Origin of the sequence: Erythrobacter aurantius (genome assembly GCF_023823125.1) — a bacterium.
GTDB lineage: Bacteria > Pseudomonadota > Alphaproteobacteria > Sphingomonadales > Sphingomonadaceae > Erythrobacter > Erythrobacter aurantius.
In genome coordinates, this window is the sequence record NZ_CP090949.1 from 708,885 (window position 1) to 723,526 (window position 14,642).

The window sequence follows — 14,642 nt, forward strand, 5'->3', positions numbered from 1 at the left end:
GGCGCTTTTCCACGACCCCAATCAGGCCTGTCTAATGTGCCAGCTCAAATCGGGGCAGCGCGAGCCTGAAAAACACTGATCCGCGCCAGATATTCCGGTGCAGCAGGTCGGGCAGCATCGTGCGGGCGGTTTCGGGAAACTGGCTGGCATGGCAATCAATCGCGGCGCGAGCGGCGTCGAGATCGGCCATTTCGTACTGCAGCCGGTCAGTGACAAGCGAGGGATCGACCGTTGCCCAGTTCTCGAAGCCAGGGATGGTGGTTTCCTCGCCCGAAGGCAGCGCGGCATAGAGCAGGTCGGGCCGATCGTGACCCATGGCCTGAACCACTTGCGTTACCGCATTGCTCACCATGCGGTGATCGGCATGACCATAGCCGCCGTCCGGGCCCCAGGTCATGATCACTCCGGGTTGCTGGATCGCGATGATCGAAGCGATGCGTTCCGCCAGATCGCGTGCAGGGCTGTCAGGCGCGCGTGCCATTGTCGACAATTGGCCATCGCCCAATTGCCAGAAAATCGGCTCGACCACGCCCAGCGCGAAAGCGGAGCAGCGCGCCTCGTCCTCGCGCAGCGCGGCGAGCTCCTCACCCGGTTCCATCCCGCTCACGCCCGGACCGGCATCGCCACTGGTCGCGAACACCAGCGTTACCTCGCTACCTTCGCGCGCGGCTCGGGCCAGGACGGGGGCAATGGTGATCTCGTCATCGGGATGGGCAAGGATCGCAAGGATCGATGGCAGCGGCTGTGCAGGCCGGGCAAGCTGCACGTCCGCATCTGGCAGAGGTTGATCCGGCAGGGGCGGCGGTGTCGGCTGCGCGCTTGCCCCGGTCGCTGCCGCAGTCGCTGCTGCCAGCGCCACCATCGCCAACTTCGATACAGCTGAGCGCGCTCCAAGCCCATTTCTCATGCCTTCAATACCCCGTCTGTGGCTTTGTCTTTGCCCGTATCATCGGTGCCAAGCGTAAAGAAATCGCCCCTGCCCCGCCATGCATTTGAGCGATTGATTGCCGCTGGCCCGGCGTTAAGGTCGCGCGCCATGAAAGAGAATGACATCACCGCTATCATGTCCGACCGGCTGGCGCAGCCATTCGGCTCCTTCCCCGCGATCCTTGTAGACTGGGCAAAGGCGCAACCCGACGCGCTGGTGCTGGTGGATGAACAGAGCGAGGTTTACTGGGCTGAACTGGTCGGCCTGATCGAAAGGCTCGCTGCGCGGCTGGTGGAGACAGGGCTGCAGCGCGGGCAATCGGTCGCGATCCTCGGCACGTCCTGCGTCGAATATGCACTGGTGTTTCTGGCCACGGTTCGCGCAGGCGGGGTGGCCGCGCCGCTCACCACCAGTGCCAGCCCTGAACAGCTAGCCGGAATGGCGAAGGATTCGGGCGCGATCCACCTGTTCATCGACGCGGGCAAGGCCGCCGAACTGGGGCCGGACTTCATGGCGGAAATGATCCGCGTACCGCTGGAGGAAATTGCGCAGTGGATGGCTCCTCCCGGTGCACACGCGCCCGAATTCGATCCGGCGCCGGGCGATCCGTTCAACATCATCTATTCGTCGGGCACCACCGGCATCCCCAAGGGCATCGTCCATTCGCACCAGATGCGCTGGCGGCAATTCGCGGCGACCGCGCTGTCCTATCTCGGTGCCGGGCTGGAGGTGCGCTCGCTCGCGTCGACACCGCTGTATTCGAACACCACCATGGTCGCTTTTCTCGCGCCGCTGCTGGCGGGGGGCACGATCCGCATCATGGGCAAGTTCGATTGCGCCCGCTGGCTGGCGCACGCTCAGGCCGATCGGGCCACGGTGACCATGCTGGTGCCGGTGCAATATCAGCGGCTGATGGATTTCGAGGGTTTTGACGATTTCGACCTGTCATCGCTGGCGATGAAGTACTGCACCTCCGCGCCCTTTTCTGCCGAGTTGAAGCGACAAGTGCTGGCACGGATGCCCGGCGGGCTGGTCGAGATCTATTCGATGACCGAAGGCGGTGTCGTCTGTCTGCTCGCCGCGCATGAATTCCCGGACAAGCTGCACACGGTCGGTCGCCCCGCGCCGGGCAGCGAGATGAAAGTGCTCGACGATGAAGACAAGGAAGTGCCGCCGGGCACGCCGGGTAATCTTGTCGGACGATCACAGACGATGATGTCGGGTTACAAGAACCGCCCGGACAAGACCGCCGAAGCGCAATGGACCGATCCGGACGGCGGTGTGTGGATGCGAATGGGCGATATCGGCCGTGTCGATGCAGACGGCTTTGTCGAACTGGTGGGGCGCGCCAAGGACATGATCATCTCGGGCGGCTTCAACATCTACCCGAGCGATCTCGAAGCCGAATTGATGCGCGAGGACGATGTGATCGAGGCCGCCGTTGTCGGCGTCGAATCGCGCCAATGGGGGGAGACGCCTGTCGGCTTTGTCGTGGTGGCTGATGGTGCGCGCGATTGCGAGGCAATCATGGCCGCAGTCAACGCGCGGCTGGGCAAGACTCAGCGCCTGTCTGCGCTTCATGCCATCGATGAAATGCCACGCAGCCACATCGGCAAGCTGCTCAAGACCGAACTGCGCGATCTGGCGGGGCAACTGGCCTGAAAACTTCCGGCTCCGGGCCGCCCAGGGGACAGGCGGCCCGGCCCGGTTTGTCAGGCGATCAGCGTGTTGAATGCCGTGCCGCTGATGGCGACGGCGATGAACAGCGAAACCGCCTTTTCCATGATGGTGTTCATGGCGATTGCTCCTGAGCCGGGGGTTCGGGAGTTGGGAGAGGGATATCCCGGCTGCGGCTAATATATACGAACGACGGGGCAATAATGTTACTACGCCGCGTAATGAAATTTTCGCACAATCTGATCGATTTTCGGGATAACCGGGCTGTCAGCGCGCGATCGCGCAAAGTGTCGAGAATGAAGGAGTGTGGAGACGCGGCCACCATTCGGGGGGGGAGGAAGTGGGTGGCCGCGTCTCGCTCGCTGCCGTGCCGGTGACAGGCAATTGGTCGCATGGGCAAAGTCCCGATCCCAACGCCTAGGGGGAGGCGCATCGAACTTCGCCGGCAACCGTTTTCAGGACAGCCCCGGCGCGGGGGGGGGAGTGCGCCGGATCAGCGGCCGATTTGCGGATGGCTGCGGTGCTGGAAGTCACCATGCCATTCCCGGCTCGCTTGGGCTGCCTGCTGTCGGCAAGCAGGCGGGCAGAGCTTTCCGTTTTCGGATGTCGCCGCTGCCAATACATCGCGTCAGGTGGAGAGAGAGGAGCCTGATCGCGTTGCAAGCGCCAAATGATGTTCGATTGCGTGAAACTCAAATGATAAAATGCGCAATTAACTGGCGCAAAACGCAACAAAGGTGTCGCGGTCAGATGCAGACCTCTGTTTTCAATGCAAAACGACCGCCGGATCACTCCGACGGCCGTTTGCAAAATCCGCTGTTGCGCGGGAATTGCGATCAGTTGGCGGCGACCTGTCCGCCGGCGCGGCGCTCGGCTGCGGCCAGACGCTCGACTTCGGCCAGCGCGGCGGTGCGGGCTTCGGCGACGCACTTTTCATCGACGATGTCACGGCCATAGCTGTAGCGCGAGTTGGTCGCGACGGTGCAGGCTTCGCGCAGCTTGGCGTTGACGCGTGCTTCGATGGCGGCACGGCCTTCAGCGCTGGCAAGATCGATGTCGGCATAGGTGACGCGAACGGTCACGGTTTCGTCACCAGCAGCGATTGCGGGGGTTGCGACAGCAGCAGCAAGAGCCACGGCAGAGAGGATGAGACGCATTTTCTACTCCATGTATTCAAGAGAGGGTGTTCGAATTGGGATGGGCCGTTGACCGGCCTTCAGTTGCTTTTTGAAACGGTGCAACGCACACAGTGATTGTGCAAATGCGAAATACGCCACACGGGTTCCCGAAATTTCACGCAAAATCGCGATTTTTTCGGGAACCGGTGACGTTGCGGTGCAGCAGCTGTCGAAAGCTGCTGCGCTGACGTTACGGCATGCTGGACAGTGCGCCTCCCCGTGGCTTAACGCGCCCGGATGGAAGCCAATCATCTCCCCGACTCGATCCTGATTGTCGATTTCGGCAGCCAGGTGACGCAGCTGATCGCACGCCGTGTGCGCGAAGCGGGCGTCTATTCCGAAATCGCGCCCTTCAGCATGGCCGAGGCCGCGTTCGAGCGAATGAAGCCCAAGGGCATCATCCTGTCAGGATCGCCCGCCAGCGTCCCGGACGAAGGATCTCCCCGCGCGCCGCAGGCTTTCTTCGAAGCGGGCATCCCGATCCTTGGCATCTGTTATGGCCAGCAGGTGATGAGCCACCAACTCGGCGGCGAAGTCCGGCCCGGCCACGAGACCGGTGAAGGGGGCGAATTTGGCCGCGCCTATCTCACCGTGACCAAGGATTGCGCGTTGTTCGACGGCCTCTGGAAAGAAGGCGAGCGCCATCAGGTGTGGATGAGCCACGGGGACAAGGTCACCCAATTCGCCCCCGGCTTTGAAATCGTCGCGACATCCGACGGCGCGCCCTTCGCCGTAATCGCTGATGAAAAGCGCAAGTTTTATGGCACGCAGTTCCATCCCGAAGTCGTCCACACGCCTGACGGCGGCAAGCTGATTGCCAATTTTGTGCGTCACGTCTGCGGCCTTGCGGGCGACTGGACCATGGCCGAATTCCGCAAGACCAAGATCGAGGAAATCCGCGCTCAGGTCGGTTCGGGCCGGGTCATCTGCGGACTTTCAGGCGGGGTCGATTCTGCGGTTGCCGCGGTGCTCATCCACGAAGCGATCGGCGACCAGCTGACCTGCGTTTATGTCGATCACGGCTTGATGCGGCTCAACGAAACCGAGCAGGTCGTCACCCTGTTCCGCGACCATTACAACATCCCGCTGATCGCCGTGGATGCGGAGGAGACTTTCCTCGCCGGCCTCGCCGGAGTCACCGACCCGGAAAAGAAGCGCAAGTTCATCGGAGCGGCCTTCATTGACCTGTTCGAAGCCGAAGCGAAGAAGATCGGCGGCGCGGATTTCCTCGCGCAGGGCACGCTGTATCCAGATGTGATCGAAAGCGTCAGCTTCACCGGCGGGCCTTCGGTAACGATCAAGAGCCACCACAATGTCGGCGGCCTGCCCGAACGCATGAACATGGAACTGGTCGAGCCCTTGCGCGAATTGTTCAAGGACGAAGTGCGCGAACTGGGCCGCGAACTGGGCCTGCCCGAAGCCTTCGTCGGCCGCCATCCCTTCCCCGGCCCCGGCCTTGCGATCCGCATTCCGGGCGAAGTAACCAAGGAACGCTGCGATATCCTGCGCAAGGCGGACGCGATCTATCTCGAGGAGATCCGCAAGGCCGGCCTCTATGACGCGATCTGGCAGGCGTTTGCCGTGCTGCTGCCGGTGAAGACAGTGGGCGTGATGGGCGACGGGCGCACCTATGACAGCGTCTGCGGGTTGCGCGCCGTTACCTCGACCGACGGGATGACCGCCGATGTCTACCCGTTCGACCCGCATTTCCTGACGCAAGTGGCCACCCGCATCGTCAACGAAGTGAAAGGCATCAACCGCGTGGTCTATGACTTCACGTCAAAGCCGCCGGGCACGATCGAGTGGGAGTGACACGGGCGCGCCGTCGCAACCTTTGCGCCCGTTGATCGTTCTGGTACCCGATCACACAATCCATCCAGCAAGAGAGGCTTGCCCCGTGAACACCATTCTTCGCTTCGCCATTGCCGCGCCGCTTCTGGCTGCTGCTGCCTGTTCTGAAACGCCCGCTGACGCGCCGCCGGTTACCGGCGCGGAATGGACTTTGGATGGGGCGGCTTCGGACCTGTCCTATGTCACGATCAAGGCGGGCGAGATCGCCGAAACCAACACCTTTGAAACGCTTACCGGCACCGTCTCCGCCGATGGTGCGGCAGCGGTGACCATCGACCTTGCCAGCGTTTCCACCGGGGTGGACATCCGCAACGAACGGATGCGCGACATCTTCTTCGTGGTCGCCGACAATCCCAGCGCCACTGTCACCGCGCAGATCGACCCGGCGGCGTTCGAGACGCTGGGCGTTGGCCAAAGTGTCGAGACGACGCTCGACGGCACGCTGTCGCTGAAGGGCGTGGAGGCTCCGTTCCAGGCCGCCGTCACCGTGACCCGCGCCGGGCCTGACCGGGTGCTGGCGGTGTCCGACGCGCCAGTGATCGTCGAAGCGGGGACTTACAACCTCACCGATGGGCTTGCCCAGTTGCAGGAACTCGCCGGGCTTCCCTCGATCACTCCGGTCGTGCCGGTCACCTTCTCGCTCGTCTTCACCCGGTAATCGCGCCGCATCGAAGCGCGATGCAGCTCGATCTCGGCTCGGACCCGCGCAGCGACGTGCTGCGGCGCACGCAGGCGGAGCTGATCGCGGCGTTCGGGCGGATCATCCGTCCGCCTGAAAAGCGCCGAGATCCGGTCTGGGTGCTGGTTCACGGCGTAATCGGCGCACAAACCAAGACAGCGGCGTCCAATGCGTCCACCGACGGGCTGATCGCCGAATACGGATCGTGGGAAGCGGTGGCGGCGGCGCCTGTTGCCGATCTCGAAGCGCGGCTGCAACGGCAGACCTTCCCCACAGTGGCGGCGCAGCGGCTCAAAGATAGCCTGAACGCGATCATTGCGGCGCGGGGCGCTGTCGACCTGCTGCACCTCACCGATATGGAAACGGCAGAGGCGATGGCATGGCTGGAGCAATTGCCGGGCGTCGCGCGCAAGAATTCCGCAGGGGTGATGAACGCCAGCACATTCGAACGCAAAGCGATGGTGATCGACGGCCATCACCGGCGGATCATGCAGCGCATAGGGATCGTCCCGTCCAAGGCTGATACCGCCAAAACCTATGACGCGCTTATGCCGATCTTGCCGGAGGAATGGAGTGCCGCCGATATAGACGAACATCACCTGCTGCTGAAGAAGCTGGGGCAGACGTTCTGCCGTCCGCGCCGCGCCGAATGCGCAGCCTGTCCGGTGCGCGCGGATTGCAAGACGGGTGCAGACCGCGACAAGGCTTAACTCCCGTCAGGCCAGCACAGCACCCTTTGCTGCACGATAGCGCCGGCAACCATCGCCAGAGCTACGGGAATCGCCAGTGTCGCGACATTGCCCCATTCTGGCTGCAATGGCTCAGTCGCGAACAGGGCCAAGACCAGCGCTTCGAGTGTCAAGGCCACCAGCGCGCCCGTAATCGGCCCCTGCCACCAACCCGGCGGCGATACCTTTAGCATGGCAAGGCCCAAGGCCGTTCCCAACGGTGCCACCACCAGAAACACCAGCATGGTGGCCGCAATCAGACCCACGCTGGCGAACATCGCGAGCGATTGCAGCACAGCGAAAAATCCGCCCGTCCTGGTGCCGAGGAAGCTGATCCCGCTGAACACCAATGCACCGGCGATATAGACCAATGCGCTTGCGACAAGGCTGGCGAAGAACAATTCGGACACGCCCGGCTGGGTCTGTGCGGCTTCTTGCTGACGGATTTGCACTGTGTGCTCTCCCTTGCTCATTTTTCCTGCGCCACCATGACGCTACGGCGCACGGCCTGCCGAGGTGCCTTGCGCCCGATCTCCTCAAAAGCGCGCTTGAAACCGATCCTATATTCGGCTTGTCTCCGGCGCAAATCGCAATCTGACGGGAGAAACAACCATGAAAACCGCCATCACCGAAATGTTCGGCATCCAGCACCCCATCATTCAGGGCGGCATGCATTATGTCGGTTTTGCCGAAATGGCGGCGGCGGTTTCCAATGCGGGCGGGCTGGGCATCATCACCGGCCTTACGCAGGGCACGCCCGAAAAGCTCGCCAATGAAATCGCGCGCTGCAAGGACATGACCGACAAGCCGTTCGGCGTGAACCTGACGATTCTGCCCACGCTCACCCCGCCCGATTACCCCGGCCTTGTCAAAGCCGTGATCGACGGCGGCGTGAAGGTGGTGGAAACCGCAGGGCGCAATCCTGTCGAACTGTTGCCGCCGCTCAAGGATGCGGGGATCAAGGTGATCCACAAATGCACCAGCGTGCGCCATTCGCTGAAAGCGCAGGAAATCGGCTGTGACGCGGTGAGCGTCGACGGTTTCGAATGCGGCGGGCATCCGGGCGAGGATGACATTCCCAACTTCATCCTGCTGCCGCGCGCCGCGGACGAGCTGGAAATCCCGTTTGTGTCATCGGGCGGCATGGCCGACGGGCGCAGCCTTGTCGCCAGCCTCGCCATGGGCGCGCAGGGTATGAATATGGGCACCCGCTTCATCGCCACCAAGGAAGCGCCGGTGCACGAAAACGTGAAGCGCGCCATCGTTGAGGCATCGGAGCTTGATACCCGCCTCGTCATGCGCCCCTTGCGCAACACCGAGCGGGTGATGAACAACGCCGCGGTCGAACGCCTGATCCAGAAGGAGAAGGAACTGGGCGATGCGATCACCATCCAGGACATCCTGCCCGAAGTCGCCGGGGTCTATCCCAAGATCATGATGGAAGGCGCGATGGACGAAGGTGCATGGAGCTGCGGCATGGTTGCAGGCCTGATCCACGACATTCCGACCTGCAAGGAACTGATCGACGGGATCATGGCGCAGGCCGAAGAAATCCTCGCCCGCATGAACGCAATGGCCGCGGTCAAGGGCTAAACTGCGTTCCGGATTTCATGGGGCCGCCCTTGATCGGGGCGGCCTCATTGCATTTGCGGTTCAGCCTTCGTCCTTTTCCACCCGCGTATAAGGGATGAAATCGTCGAAGAAGACCGCGCCGGTGAAGAAGCCGAGCACCGGGTCAATCGTGGTCACGACATCCTGCTTGCACAGTTCGCTCGCGTTGAACCGGCGCGAAACCAGCGCGTCGTCACGGTCGATGTCTTCGGGATTGCGGGTGCGCTGGACATAGATCGTGCGCCCGCTGCCATAGACATAGGCGGTCTTGTCGATCACCGTCAGCCGATCGTTGAGCAATTGCCGGATGCAGTTCTGGGGCTCGCCCGCGACCCGCCCTTCGAGCATGCGCGCAAGGCGTTTCTCGCCATCGGTCATTTCGGTTTGCGCGGGCTCTGCCGTATCGCCAGTGCCCTGATCTGACGCCAGCGCCGGGTACCCGCCTGCCAGCGCGATCGCCGCAGCGGTTGCGAGGGGGGTGATGCTTTTCAAAAGGCTTGTCTTCATGTCGCAGCTCCTGCTGATAGGCCTCCCAGTGTTCCGCATGATACACTGTTTCGCTGAACCTGCGATGAGCAATTTCACCGCAAGGGCTGTCCCTATTCGTATTCAAGCTGAATCGTGAATTCGCCCTTGTAGACGCCCGGAGCCTGATTTGCGCCGACCTGCAAACGGCCGGCGATGGTGAAGGAGAAATAGCCGTCGGGATTGGCGATCCGGAACCGGCGTGGGTTCTGGTTTATGACGATCGGCGGCTGGCTGCCGATCAGCAATCGATCAAGCAGCATCGTCTCCGTCCCGCCGTCGCGCGTCAGGATGTAGGTGTTCGAATCCGAATTGATCAGCACCGTCTGGTTAAACGTGCCATAGCCCCAGAACCGGGCGGGCTGCTGCGTGCCGTTGATCTGGGTGACGCCGCCTGTGGTCGTTACCGCGCCGGTCGAATCCATGATCACCGTACCCGCGGTTCCGGTGGTGATGATCTGCCCGAAATCGAGATCGAACTGCTTCACGAAACTGAGCGGGGTGACAAGAAATGCCCGCGCTTCGCCATCATCGGCGGAATCCTGCGCGCTCGCCATCCCCGGCCACGCGGCCAGCAAAAGCAGCGCAAGGCACAGCCTTGCCCGATGCAACAAATCAAACATGGGTGCGACCCCGCATTACCTTTTGGAACGAGCGTTCTAGCAGGCAGGCGTTAACATTGATTTTAAAGGCGTTTTTTGCCTTCCGGCGGTGCCTCCCGCCAAGAAATCACCGATGGCCGGGATCGGCTCCTTCGGAGATGTCGGGCAGGCTGGCCTGATCCACGCCATCAGCCGGGCCACCGCGCAAGACAAACCGGCGATCGCAATAACCGCAATCGACATAGCCGTGCTCGTCAATCTCGAGGAAGATACGCGGATGGCCAAGTGCTGCCGGGCGATAGCCTTCGCCGCCACGGATGGCGCTGGCGCCGTCGCAGCTGACGCGGCGGGTTTCGACAAGGATGGTTTCAGGCGGAGCGATGTTCATGGGCTTTGCCGTTAATCGCCCGCCCGCGCAAATTCAACACCGTGAATGCGCGAAGCCGCCTTACTGATAGTCGAGGCGGATATCGAAGGTGCCGGTGTAAACGCCGGGCGCCTGGTTCGGGTTGACGTTCAAAGTCCCGCCGACGCGGAAGAAGAAGGTGCCGTCGAGCGATGCGATCAGGAATCGTTCCCAGTTCGGGTTCGACTGCGTCGGACTGAGCGTCGCGTCAGTCAGGATGGTGATGTTGGTCACCGTCATGTCGGTGCCCGGCCCGGTGAGCGTGATTGCGTTGCCGATCGGCCTGCGCACGCGCACGCGCTGTCCGTTGACGCCGCTGCCGGCAAAGGTCGCCGCCTGGCATTCCCCGCTATGGATCACGCCGCCGGTGGAGACACAGGTGGCGGTGGCTGCGGGCGTGAGCACCACGGTGCCGCCGGTGGTGACGACCAAGCCGCCGAAATCAAGATCGCTCAGCTTGGTGATGGTCAGCGGTTCGATCAGCCCGACCTGCGCATCGACATTGAAGCTTTCGGACTGCGCCTGCGCTGCGAACGGGACGCACATCGCCGCGCCGAAGAGCCCCAAGGCTCCCAGCAGGCGCGCACCCAATCCTGCGCTGCGATTCGAGATGAATCCTGACTTCACGCCATCGCCAATACTCGCGAGAGGTGACGCTATGCCCACCAGACAGGGTTAATTGGCGATTCACACCTTGCGCTGCGGGCCAGCGTGATTAGAGCCTCAGGCATGACTGCACCCGCGATCCGGATCGACAACCTCGTCAAGCGCTATGCCGCGCCCAAGGGAGCGAAGGGCGCTGATGCCGAAGGAAAACTGGCCCTCAAGGGGGTGAGCTTCGACGTGCCGGAAGGATCGATCTTCGGCCTGCTCGGCCCCAATGGCGCGGGCAAGTCGACCCTGATCAACATCCTTGCCGGCCTTGTTAACAAGACGGGCGGCACAGCGGAGATCTGGGGTTTCGACATCGATCAGCAGCGCCGCAACGCCAGCCGCGCCATCGGGATCGTCCCGCAGGAAATCGTGTTCGACCCGTTCTTCACCCCGTTCGAGGTGCTGGAGAACCAGGGCGGCTTTTACGGAATTCCCAAGGCGTTGCGGCGGAGCGAGGAATTGCTCGCGGCGGTGCGCCTTGCCGATAAACGCAACGCCTATGCCCGCACGCTGTCAGGCGGGATGAAGCGCCGGCTGCTGGTGGCAAAGGCGATGGTGCATTCCCCGCCCATCCTCGTGCTGGACGAACCGACCGCCGGGGTCGATGTCGAACTGCGTCGCCAGCTTTGGGAGCTTGTGACCGAACTGAACCGCGAAGGCGTGACGGTGGTGCTGACGACGCATTACCTCGAAGAGGCGGAGCAGCTGTGCGACGAAATCGCCATCATCAATCACGGCGAACTGATCGCGCACAAGCCGACGCGCGAACTGGTGGACATGGCGCGCGAAAAGATCGTGGCGGTGACTGTAGCGGATGACCTGTCCTATGCACCGACCCACGCGGCGTTCCACAAGGTCGAGGTGAAGGGCGAACGCGGGGTCGAGATTACCTATGACAAGGACGAGATGAGTGCCGGGCAGGTCCTCGCCATCCTTCAGGAACAGGGCCTGACCATCGAGGACGTGACCACCCGCGAAGCCGATCTGGAAGACGTGTTCGTCCAGCTGACGGGCGCGGGTTGAAAATCGGGCTAGGCCTCACCCAGCTTCGGACAGTTTCTCACGCCAGTTGCGGTGCGAAAGGCGGACGATTTCCTTTCCGCAATGGCGGCAATTGCCGACATAATGCAGCCTGTCCCATTCGACGTTGCGGCGCAGCGGTTCGTGTCGTCCCATAAGGCAGGCAATAGGGGAAATCACAGACATGAAAGGCGCGCCCTTTACTAAAAGTTGTATTACAAGACTAAATGAAAAGGTTACAACAATTGAATTGTTCAAATTCGCGGATGTCCGCGCTCTTCATTTCGCCTTGAGAGGATATTAACATTGATCCTTCCAGTCATCTAAGGGAAATGACTAAGGGTTCTTCAACTATAAATCGTTTCACGGCATCGCTTGCACGGTTTGTCGGCGCAGGGCCGCAGCGGCCTTGCTCTTGCTAAGGCGATCATGCCGCGTCATTGCGACAATCATGGGAAGTGAGAGCGACATGCGCGGCGAAGCGCGCGAAAATTTCGACGTCCTCGTCATCGGTTCGGGGGCTGCCGGACTAACGGCGGCGCTCGAACTGGCGACCCGGCTCAAGGTGCTGGTGCTGGCCAAGGGTTCGCTCACCGGCGGTTCGACCGCCTGGGCGCAAGGCGGGATTGCCGCCGTGCTCGACGCGGGCGACACTTTCGAAAACCATGTGCGCGACACGATGATCGCGGGTGCGGGTCTGAATGACAGGGCCGCGGTCGAATTCGTGATTGAGCGCGCGCCCCGCTCGATTGACCGGCTGTGCGAACTGGGTGTGCCCTTCAACCGCGAAAGCGGTGATCTCCACCTCACCCGCGAAGGCGGGCATTCGCATCGCCGCATCGTCCATGTCGATGACGCGACCGGATGGGCGGTGCAGTCCGCGCTGCTGAAAGCGGCGGAGGCGAACCCCAATATCACCATGCTGGGCGGACGCACCTGCATCGACTTCATCACCGATCGCCACCGCGAACAATATTCGGGCGCGGGCCATGTCTGGGGCGTCTATGCCCTGAACGAGGAAACCGGGCGGGTCGAACGCCACATCGCCCGCGCCACCGTGCTGGCCGCCGGGGGTGCCGGGCGCGTCTATCAATTCTCCACCGCCCCGCGCGGCGCGACGGGCGATGGTATCGCGATGGCATGGCGGGCAGGCGCGCGTGTCTCCAATATGGAGATGATGCAGTTCCACCCCACCTGCCTCTACAATCTCGAGGTCAAGAACTTCCTGATCACCGAAGCCGTGCGCGGCGAGGGCGGACGGCTGTATCACCCGGAAACCGGCCACCGTTTCATGGCCGATTACGATCCGGAACGCATGGAGCTGGCCCCGCGCGACGTGGTGGCGCGCGCGATCGACGATCAGATCAAGCGGTTTGGCCTCGATTACGTCCATCTCGACATCAGCCACCAGCCCGAAGACTTCGTGAAGGGCCATTTCCCGACGATCTACGAAAAGCTGCTGGGCCTAGGCATCGACATGACCAAGGGGCCGATCCCGGTCGTCCCGGCGCAGCATTACACCTGCGGCGGGGTTGTCGTCGGGCTGGATGCACGCACCGATTTGCCCGGCCTGTGGGCGGCGGGCGAATGCACCGAAAGCGGGCTGCACGGCGCCAATCGCCTCGCGTCCAATTCCTTGCTCGAGTGTTTCGTGTTCGGCGAAGCGGCGGCGGACGATATCCTTGCCCGGTGGGATGCGCTGGAGGCTCCGCCCGCGATCCTGCCGTGGGACGAAAGCCGCGTGACCGATTCCGACGAAGAAGTCGTGATCAAGCAGAACTGGACCGAGATCCGCCGCTTCATGTGGAACTATGTCGGCATCGTGCGTACCACCAAGCGGCTTGAGCGGGCCAAGCACCGGATCGAATTGTTGAAGCGCGAGGTCGAGGATTATTACGGCGCGTTCCGCGTCACCACCGACCTGATCGAGCTGCGCAACCTGATCGAAGCCGCCGACCTGATCGTGAAAAGCGCGCTCGCCCGGCACGAAAGCCGGGGGCTGCATTACACGATGGATTATCCCGAGATGGCCGACGAGGCGAGAGATACGGTGCTGGTGCCGTGAGCCGGCTGCACACCGAAACGCACGCGATCGAGCGCATTGGCTGGCTGAGAGCCGCTGTACTTGGTGCCAATGACGGGATCGTTTCCACGGCAAGCCTGATGGTGGGCGTCGCCGGAGCTTCTGCTGGCAAGCCCGAAGTGCTGCTGGCTGGAGTCGCCGGTCTTGCCGCTGGCGCGCTGTCGATGGCGGCTGGCGAGTATGTCTCTGTCAGCTCGCAATCCGATACAGAGGCAGCGGACCTGGCGCGGGAGCGCACCGAACTTGCGACCCAGCCAGAGGCCGAACTCGCTGAACTGGCCGGCATTTACGAAGCACGCGGACTGTCGCCCGATCTGGCACGGCAGGTGGCGGAGGAACTGACCGCGCATGACGCGCTTGCGGCGCACGCCCGCGACGAACTGGCAATCAACGATCTTACCCGCGCGCGGCCATTGCAGGCGGCGCTTGCCTCAGCGGCTACCTTTGCGATCGGTGCCGGCTTGCCGCTGCTGGTTGGACTGCTGGTGCCGACCGCGCAGCTGACTTTGGCTGTAGTGATTTCGTCCTTACTTGCGCTGGCGGTTCTGGGTGTCCTGGCTGCAAGAGCGGGGGGCGCGCCGGTATTACGCCCGGTGGCGCGGGTCGTGTTCTGGGGGGCGCTGGCAATGGCGGTCACCTTCGGTGTCGGGGCACTGTTCGGAACCGTGGTTGGCTAGGCCGACTTGTCATGGTGGCGCAG

Annotated in this window: 17 protein-coding genes; 9 read left to right on the top strand and 8 right to left on the bottom strand. The window is 62.6% G+C overall.

Annotated features, from left to right (window positions below):
• Positions 1–31: 31 nt before the first annotated feature.
• The gene (locus L1K66_RS03525) at positions 32–907 is read right to left on the bottom strand and encodes a PIG-L deacetylase family protein (RefSeq protein WP_252259643.1); all 876 of its coding nucleotides are present in this window, start codon (positions 905–907) and stop codon (positions 32–34) included.
• Between the two features lie 129 nt (positions 908–1,036).
• Between L1K66_RS03525 and L1K66_RS03530 the strand changes: the two genes are divergently transcribed.
• Positions 1,037–2,590: a class I adenylate-forming enzyme family protein gene (locus tag L1K66_RS03530; RefSeq protein WP_252259644.1), complete on the top strand. Its 1,554-nt coding sequence runs from the start codon at positions 1,037–1,039 to the stop codon at positions 2,588–2,590.
• Positions 2,591–2,653: 63 nt separating this feature from the next.
• On the top strand, positions 2,654–2,785 hold the full coding sequence (locus tag L1K66_RS16430) for a hypothetical protein (protein WP_256471480.1): 132 nt from the start codon (positions 2,654–2,656) through the stop codon (positions 2,783–2,785).
• A gap of 656 nt (positions 2,786–3,441) precedes the next feature.
• On the opposite strand, the gene L1K66_RS03535 is transcribed toward L1K66_RS16430, so the two are convergent.
• On the bottom strand, positions 3,442–3,762 hold the full coding sequence (locus L1K66_RS03535) for a UrcA family protein (protein ID WP_252259645.1): 321 nt from the start codon (positions 3,760–3,762) through the stop codon (positions 3,442–3,444).
• A 258-nt stretch (positions 3,763–4,020) separates the two neighbouring features.
• On the opposite strand from L1K66_RS03535, the gene guaA reads away from it, so the two are divergent.
• The 3 genes from guaA to L1K66_RS03550 all read left to right on the top strand — a co-directional run bounded on the left by guaA (position 4,021) and on the right by L1K66_RS03550 (position 7,023).
• Complete coding sequence (gene guaA / locus L1K66_RS03540; protein WP_252259646.1) at positions 4,021–5,595, top strand: glutamine-hydrolyzing GMP synthase; 1,575 nt, start codon at positions 4,021–4,023, stop codon at positions 5,593–5,595.
• 85 nt (positions 5,596–5,680) lie between these two features.
• The gene (locus tag L1K66_RS03545; RefSeq protein ID WP_252259647.1) at positions 5,681–6,292 is read left to right on the top strand and encodes a YceI family protein; all 612 of its coding nucleotides are present in this window, start codon (positions 5,681–5,683) and stop codon (positions 6,290–6,292) included.
• Between the two features lie 20 nt (positions 6,293–6,312).
• The gene (locus tag L1K66_RS03550) at positions 6,313–7,023 is read left to right on the top strand and encodes an endonuclease III domain-containing protein (RefSeq protein ID WP_252259648.1); all 711 of its coding nucleotides are present in this window, start codon (positions 6,313–6,315) and stop codon (positions 7,021–7,023) included.
• Here L1K66_RS03550 and L1K66_RS03555 read toward each other — a convergent pair.
• Positions 7,020–7,493: a hypothetical protein gene (locus tag L1K66_RS03555; protein WP_252259649.1), complete on the bottom strand. Its 474-nt coding sequence runs from the start codon at positions 7,491–7,493 to the stop codon at positions 7,020–7,022. The genes L1K66_RS03550 and L1K66_RS03555 overlap by 4 nt on opposite strands.
• Positions 7,494–7,605: 112 nt before the next feature.
• Between L1K66_RS03555 and L1K66_RS03560 the strand changes: the two genes are divergently transcribed.
• The gene (locus L1K66_RS03560; RefSeq protein ID WP_256471509.1) at positions 7,606–8,634 is read left to right on the top strand and encodes an NAD(P)H-dependent flavin oxidoreductase; all 1,029 of its coding nucleotides are present in this window, start codon (positions 7,606–7,608) and stop codon (positions 8,632–8,634) included.
• A 60-nt stretch (positions 8,635–8,694) separates the two neighbouring features.
• Here L1K66_RS03560 and L1K66_RS03565 read toward each other — a convergent pair whose 3' ends face one another.
• The 4 genes from L1K66_RS03565 to L1K66_RS03580 form a co-directional block, all read right to left on the bottom strand.
• On the bottom strand, positions 8,695–9,159 hold the full coding sequence (locus tag L1K66_RS03565) for a hypothetical protein (protein ID WP_252259651.1): 465 nt from the start codon (positions 9,157–9,159) through the stop codon (positions 8,695–8,697).
• Positions 9,160–9,251: 92 nt separating this feature from the next.
• Positions 9,252–9,800 carry a DUF4402 domain-containing protein gene (locus L1K66_RS03570; RefSeq protein WP_252259652.1) on the bottom strand — a complete coding sequence of 183 codons (549 nt, stop codon included), beginning with the start codon at positions 9,798–9,800 and terminating at the stop codon, positions 9,252–9,254.
• A gap of 106 nt (positions 9,801–9,906) precedes the next feature.
• Positions 9,907–10,167: a zinc-finger domain-containing protein gene (locus L1K66_RS03575; protein ID WP_252259653.1), complete on the bottom strand. Its 261-nt coding sequence runs from the start codon at positions 10,165–10,167 to the stop codon at positions 9,907–9,909.
• A 60-nt stretch (positions 10,168–10,227) separates the two neighbouring features.
• Complete coding sequence (locus L1K66_RS03580; RefSeq protein ID WP_252259654.1) at positions 10,228–10,812, bottom strand: DUF4402 domain-containing protein; 585 nt, start codon at positions 10,810–10,812, stop codon at positions 10,228–10,230.
• Positions 10,813–10,914: 102 nt separating this feature from the next.
• On the opposite strand from L1K66_RS03580, the gene L1K66_RS03585 reads away from it, so the two are divergent.
• Positions 10,915–11,862, top strand: a complete 948-nt coding sequence (locus tag L1K66_RS03585; protein WP_252259655.1) for an ABC transporter ATP-binding protein — start codon at positions 10,915–10,917, stop codon at positions 11,860–11,862.
• A 15-nt stretch (positions 11,863–11,877) separates the two neighbouring features.
• Here the strand turns inward: L1K66_RS03585 and L1K66_RS03590 are convergent, their stop codons facing one another.
• Positions 11,878–12,015, bottom strand: coding sequence for a hypothetical protein (locus L1K66_RS03590; protein ID WP_252259656.1), 138 nt, complete (start codon positions 12,013–12,015; stop codon positions 11,878–11,880).
• 295 nt (positions 12,016–12,310) lie between these two features.
• Here L1K66_RS03590 and nadB point away from each other — a divergent pair, with 295 nt between their 5' ends.
• Both nadB and L1K66_RS03600 read left to right on the top strand, forming a co-directional pair.
• A complete protein-coding gene (nadB, locus tag L1K66_RS03595; protein WP_252259657.1) occupies positions 12,311–13,924 on the top strand; it encodes an L-aspartate oxidase in 1,614 nt (537 codons plus the stop codon).
• Positions 13,921–14,619: a VIT1/CCC1 transporter family protein gene (locus L1K66_RS03600; protein ID WP_252259658.1), complete on the top strand. Its 699-nt coding sequence runs from the start codon at positions 13,921–13,923 to the stop codon at positions 14,617–14,619. Before nadB ends, L1K66_RS03600 begins: the two co-directional genes overlap by 4 nt.
• Positions 14,620–14,642 lie beyond the last annotated feature (23 nt).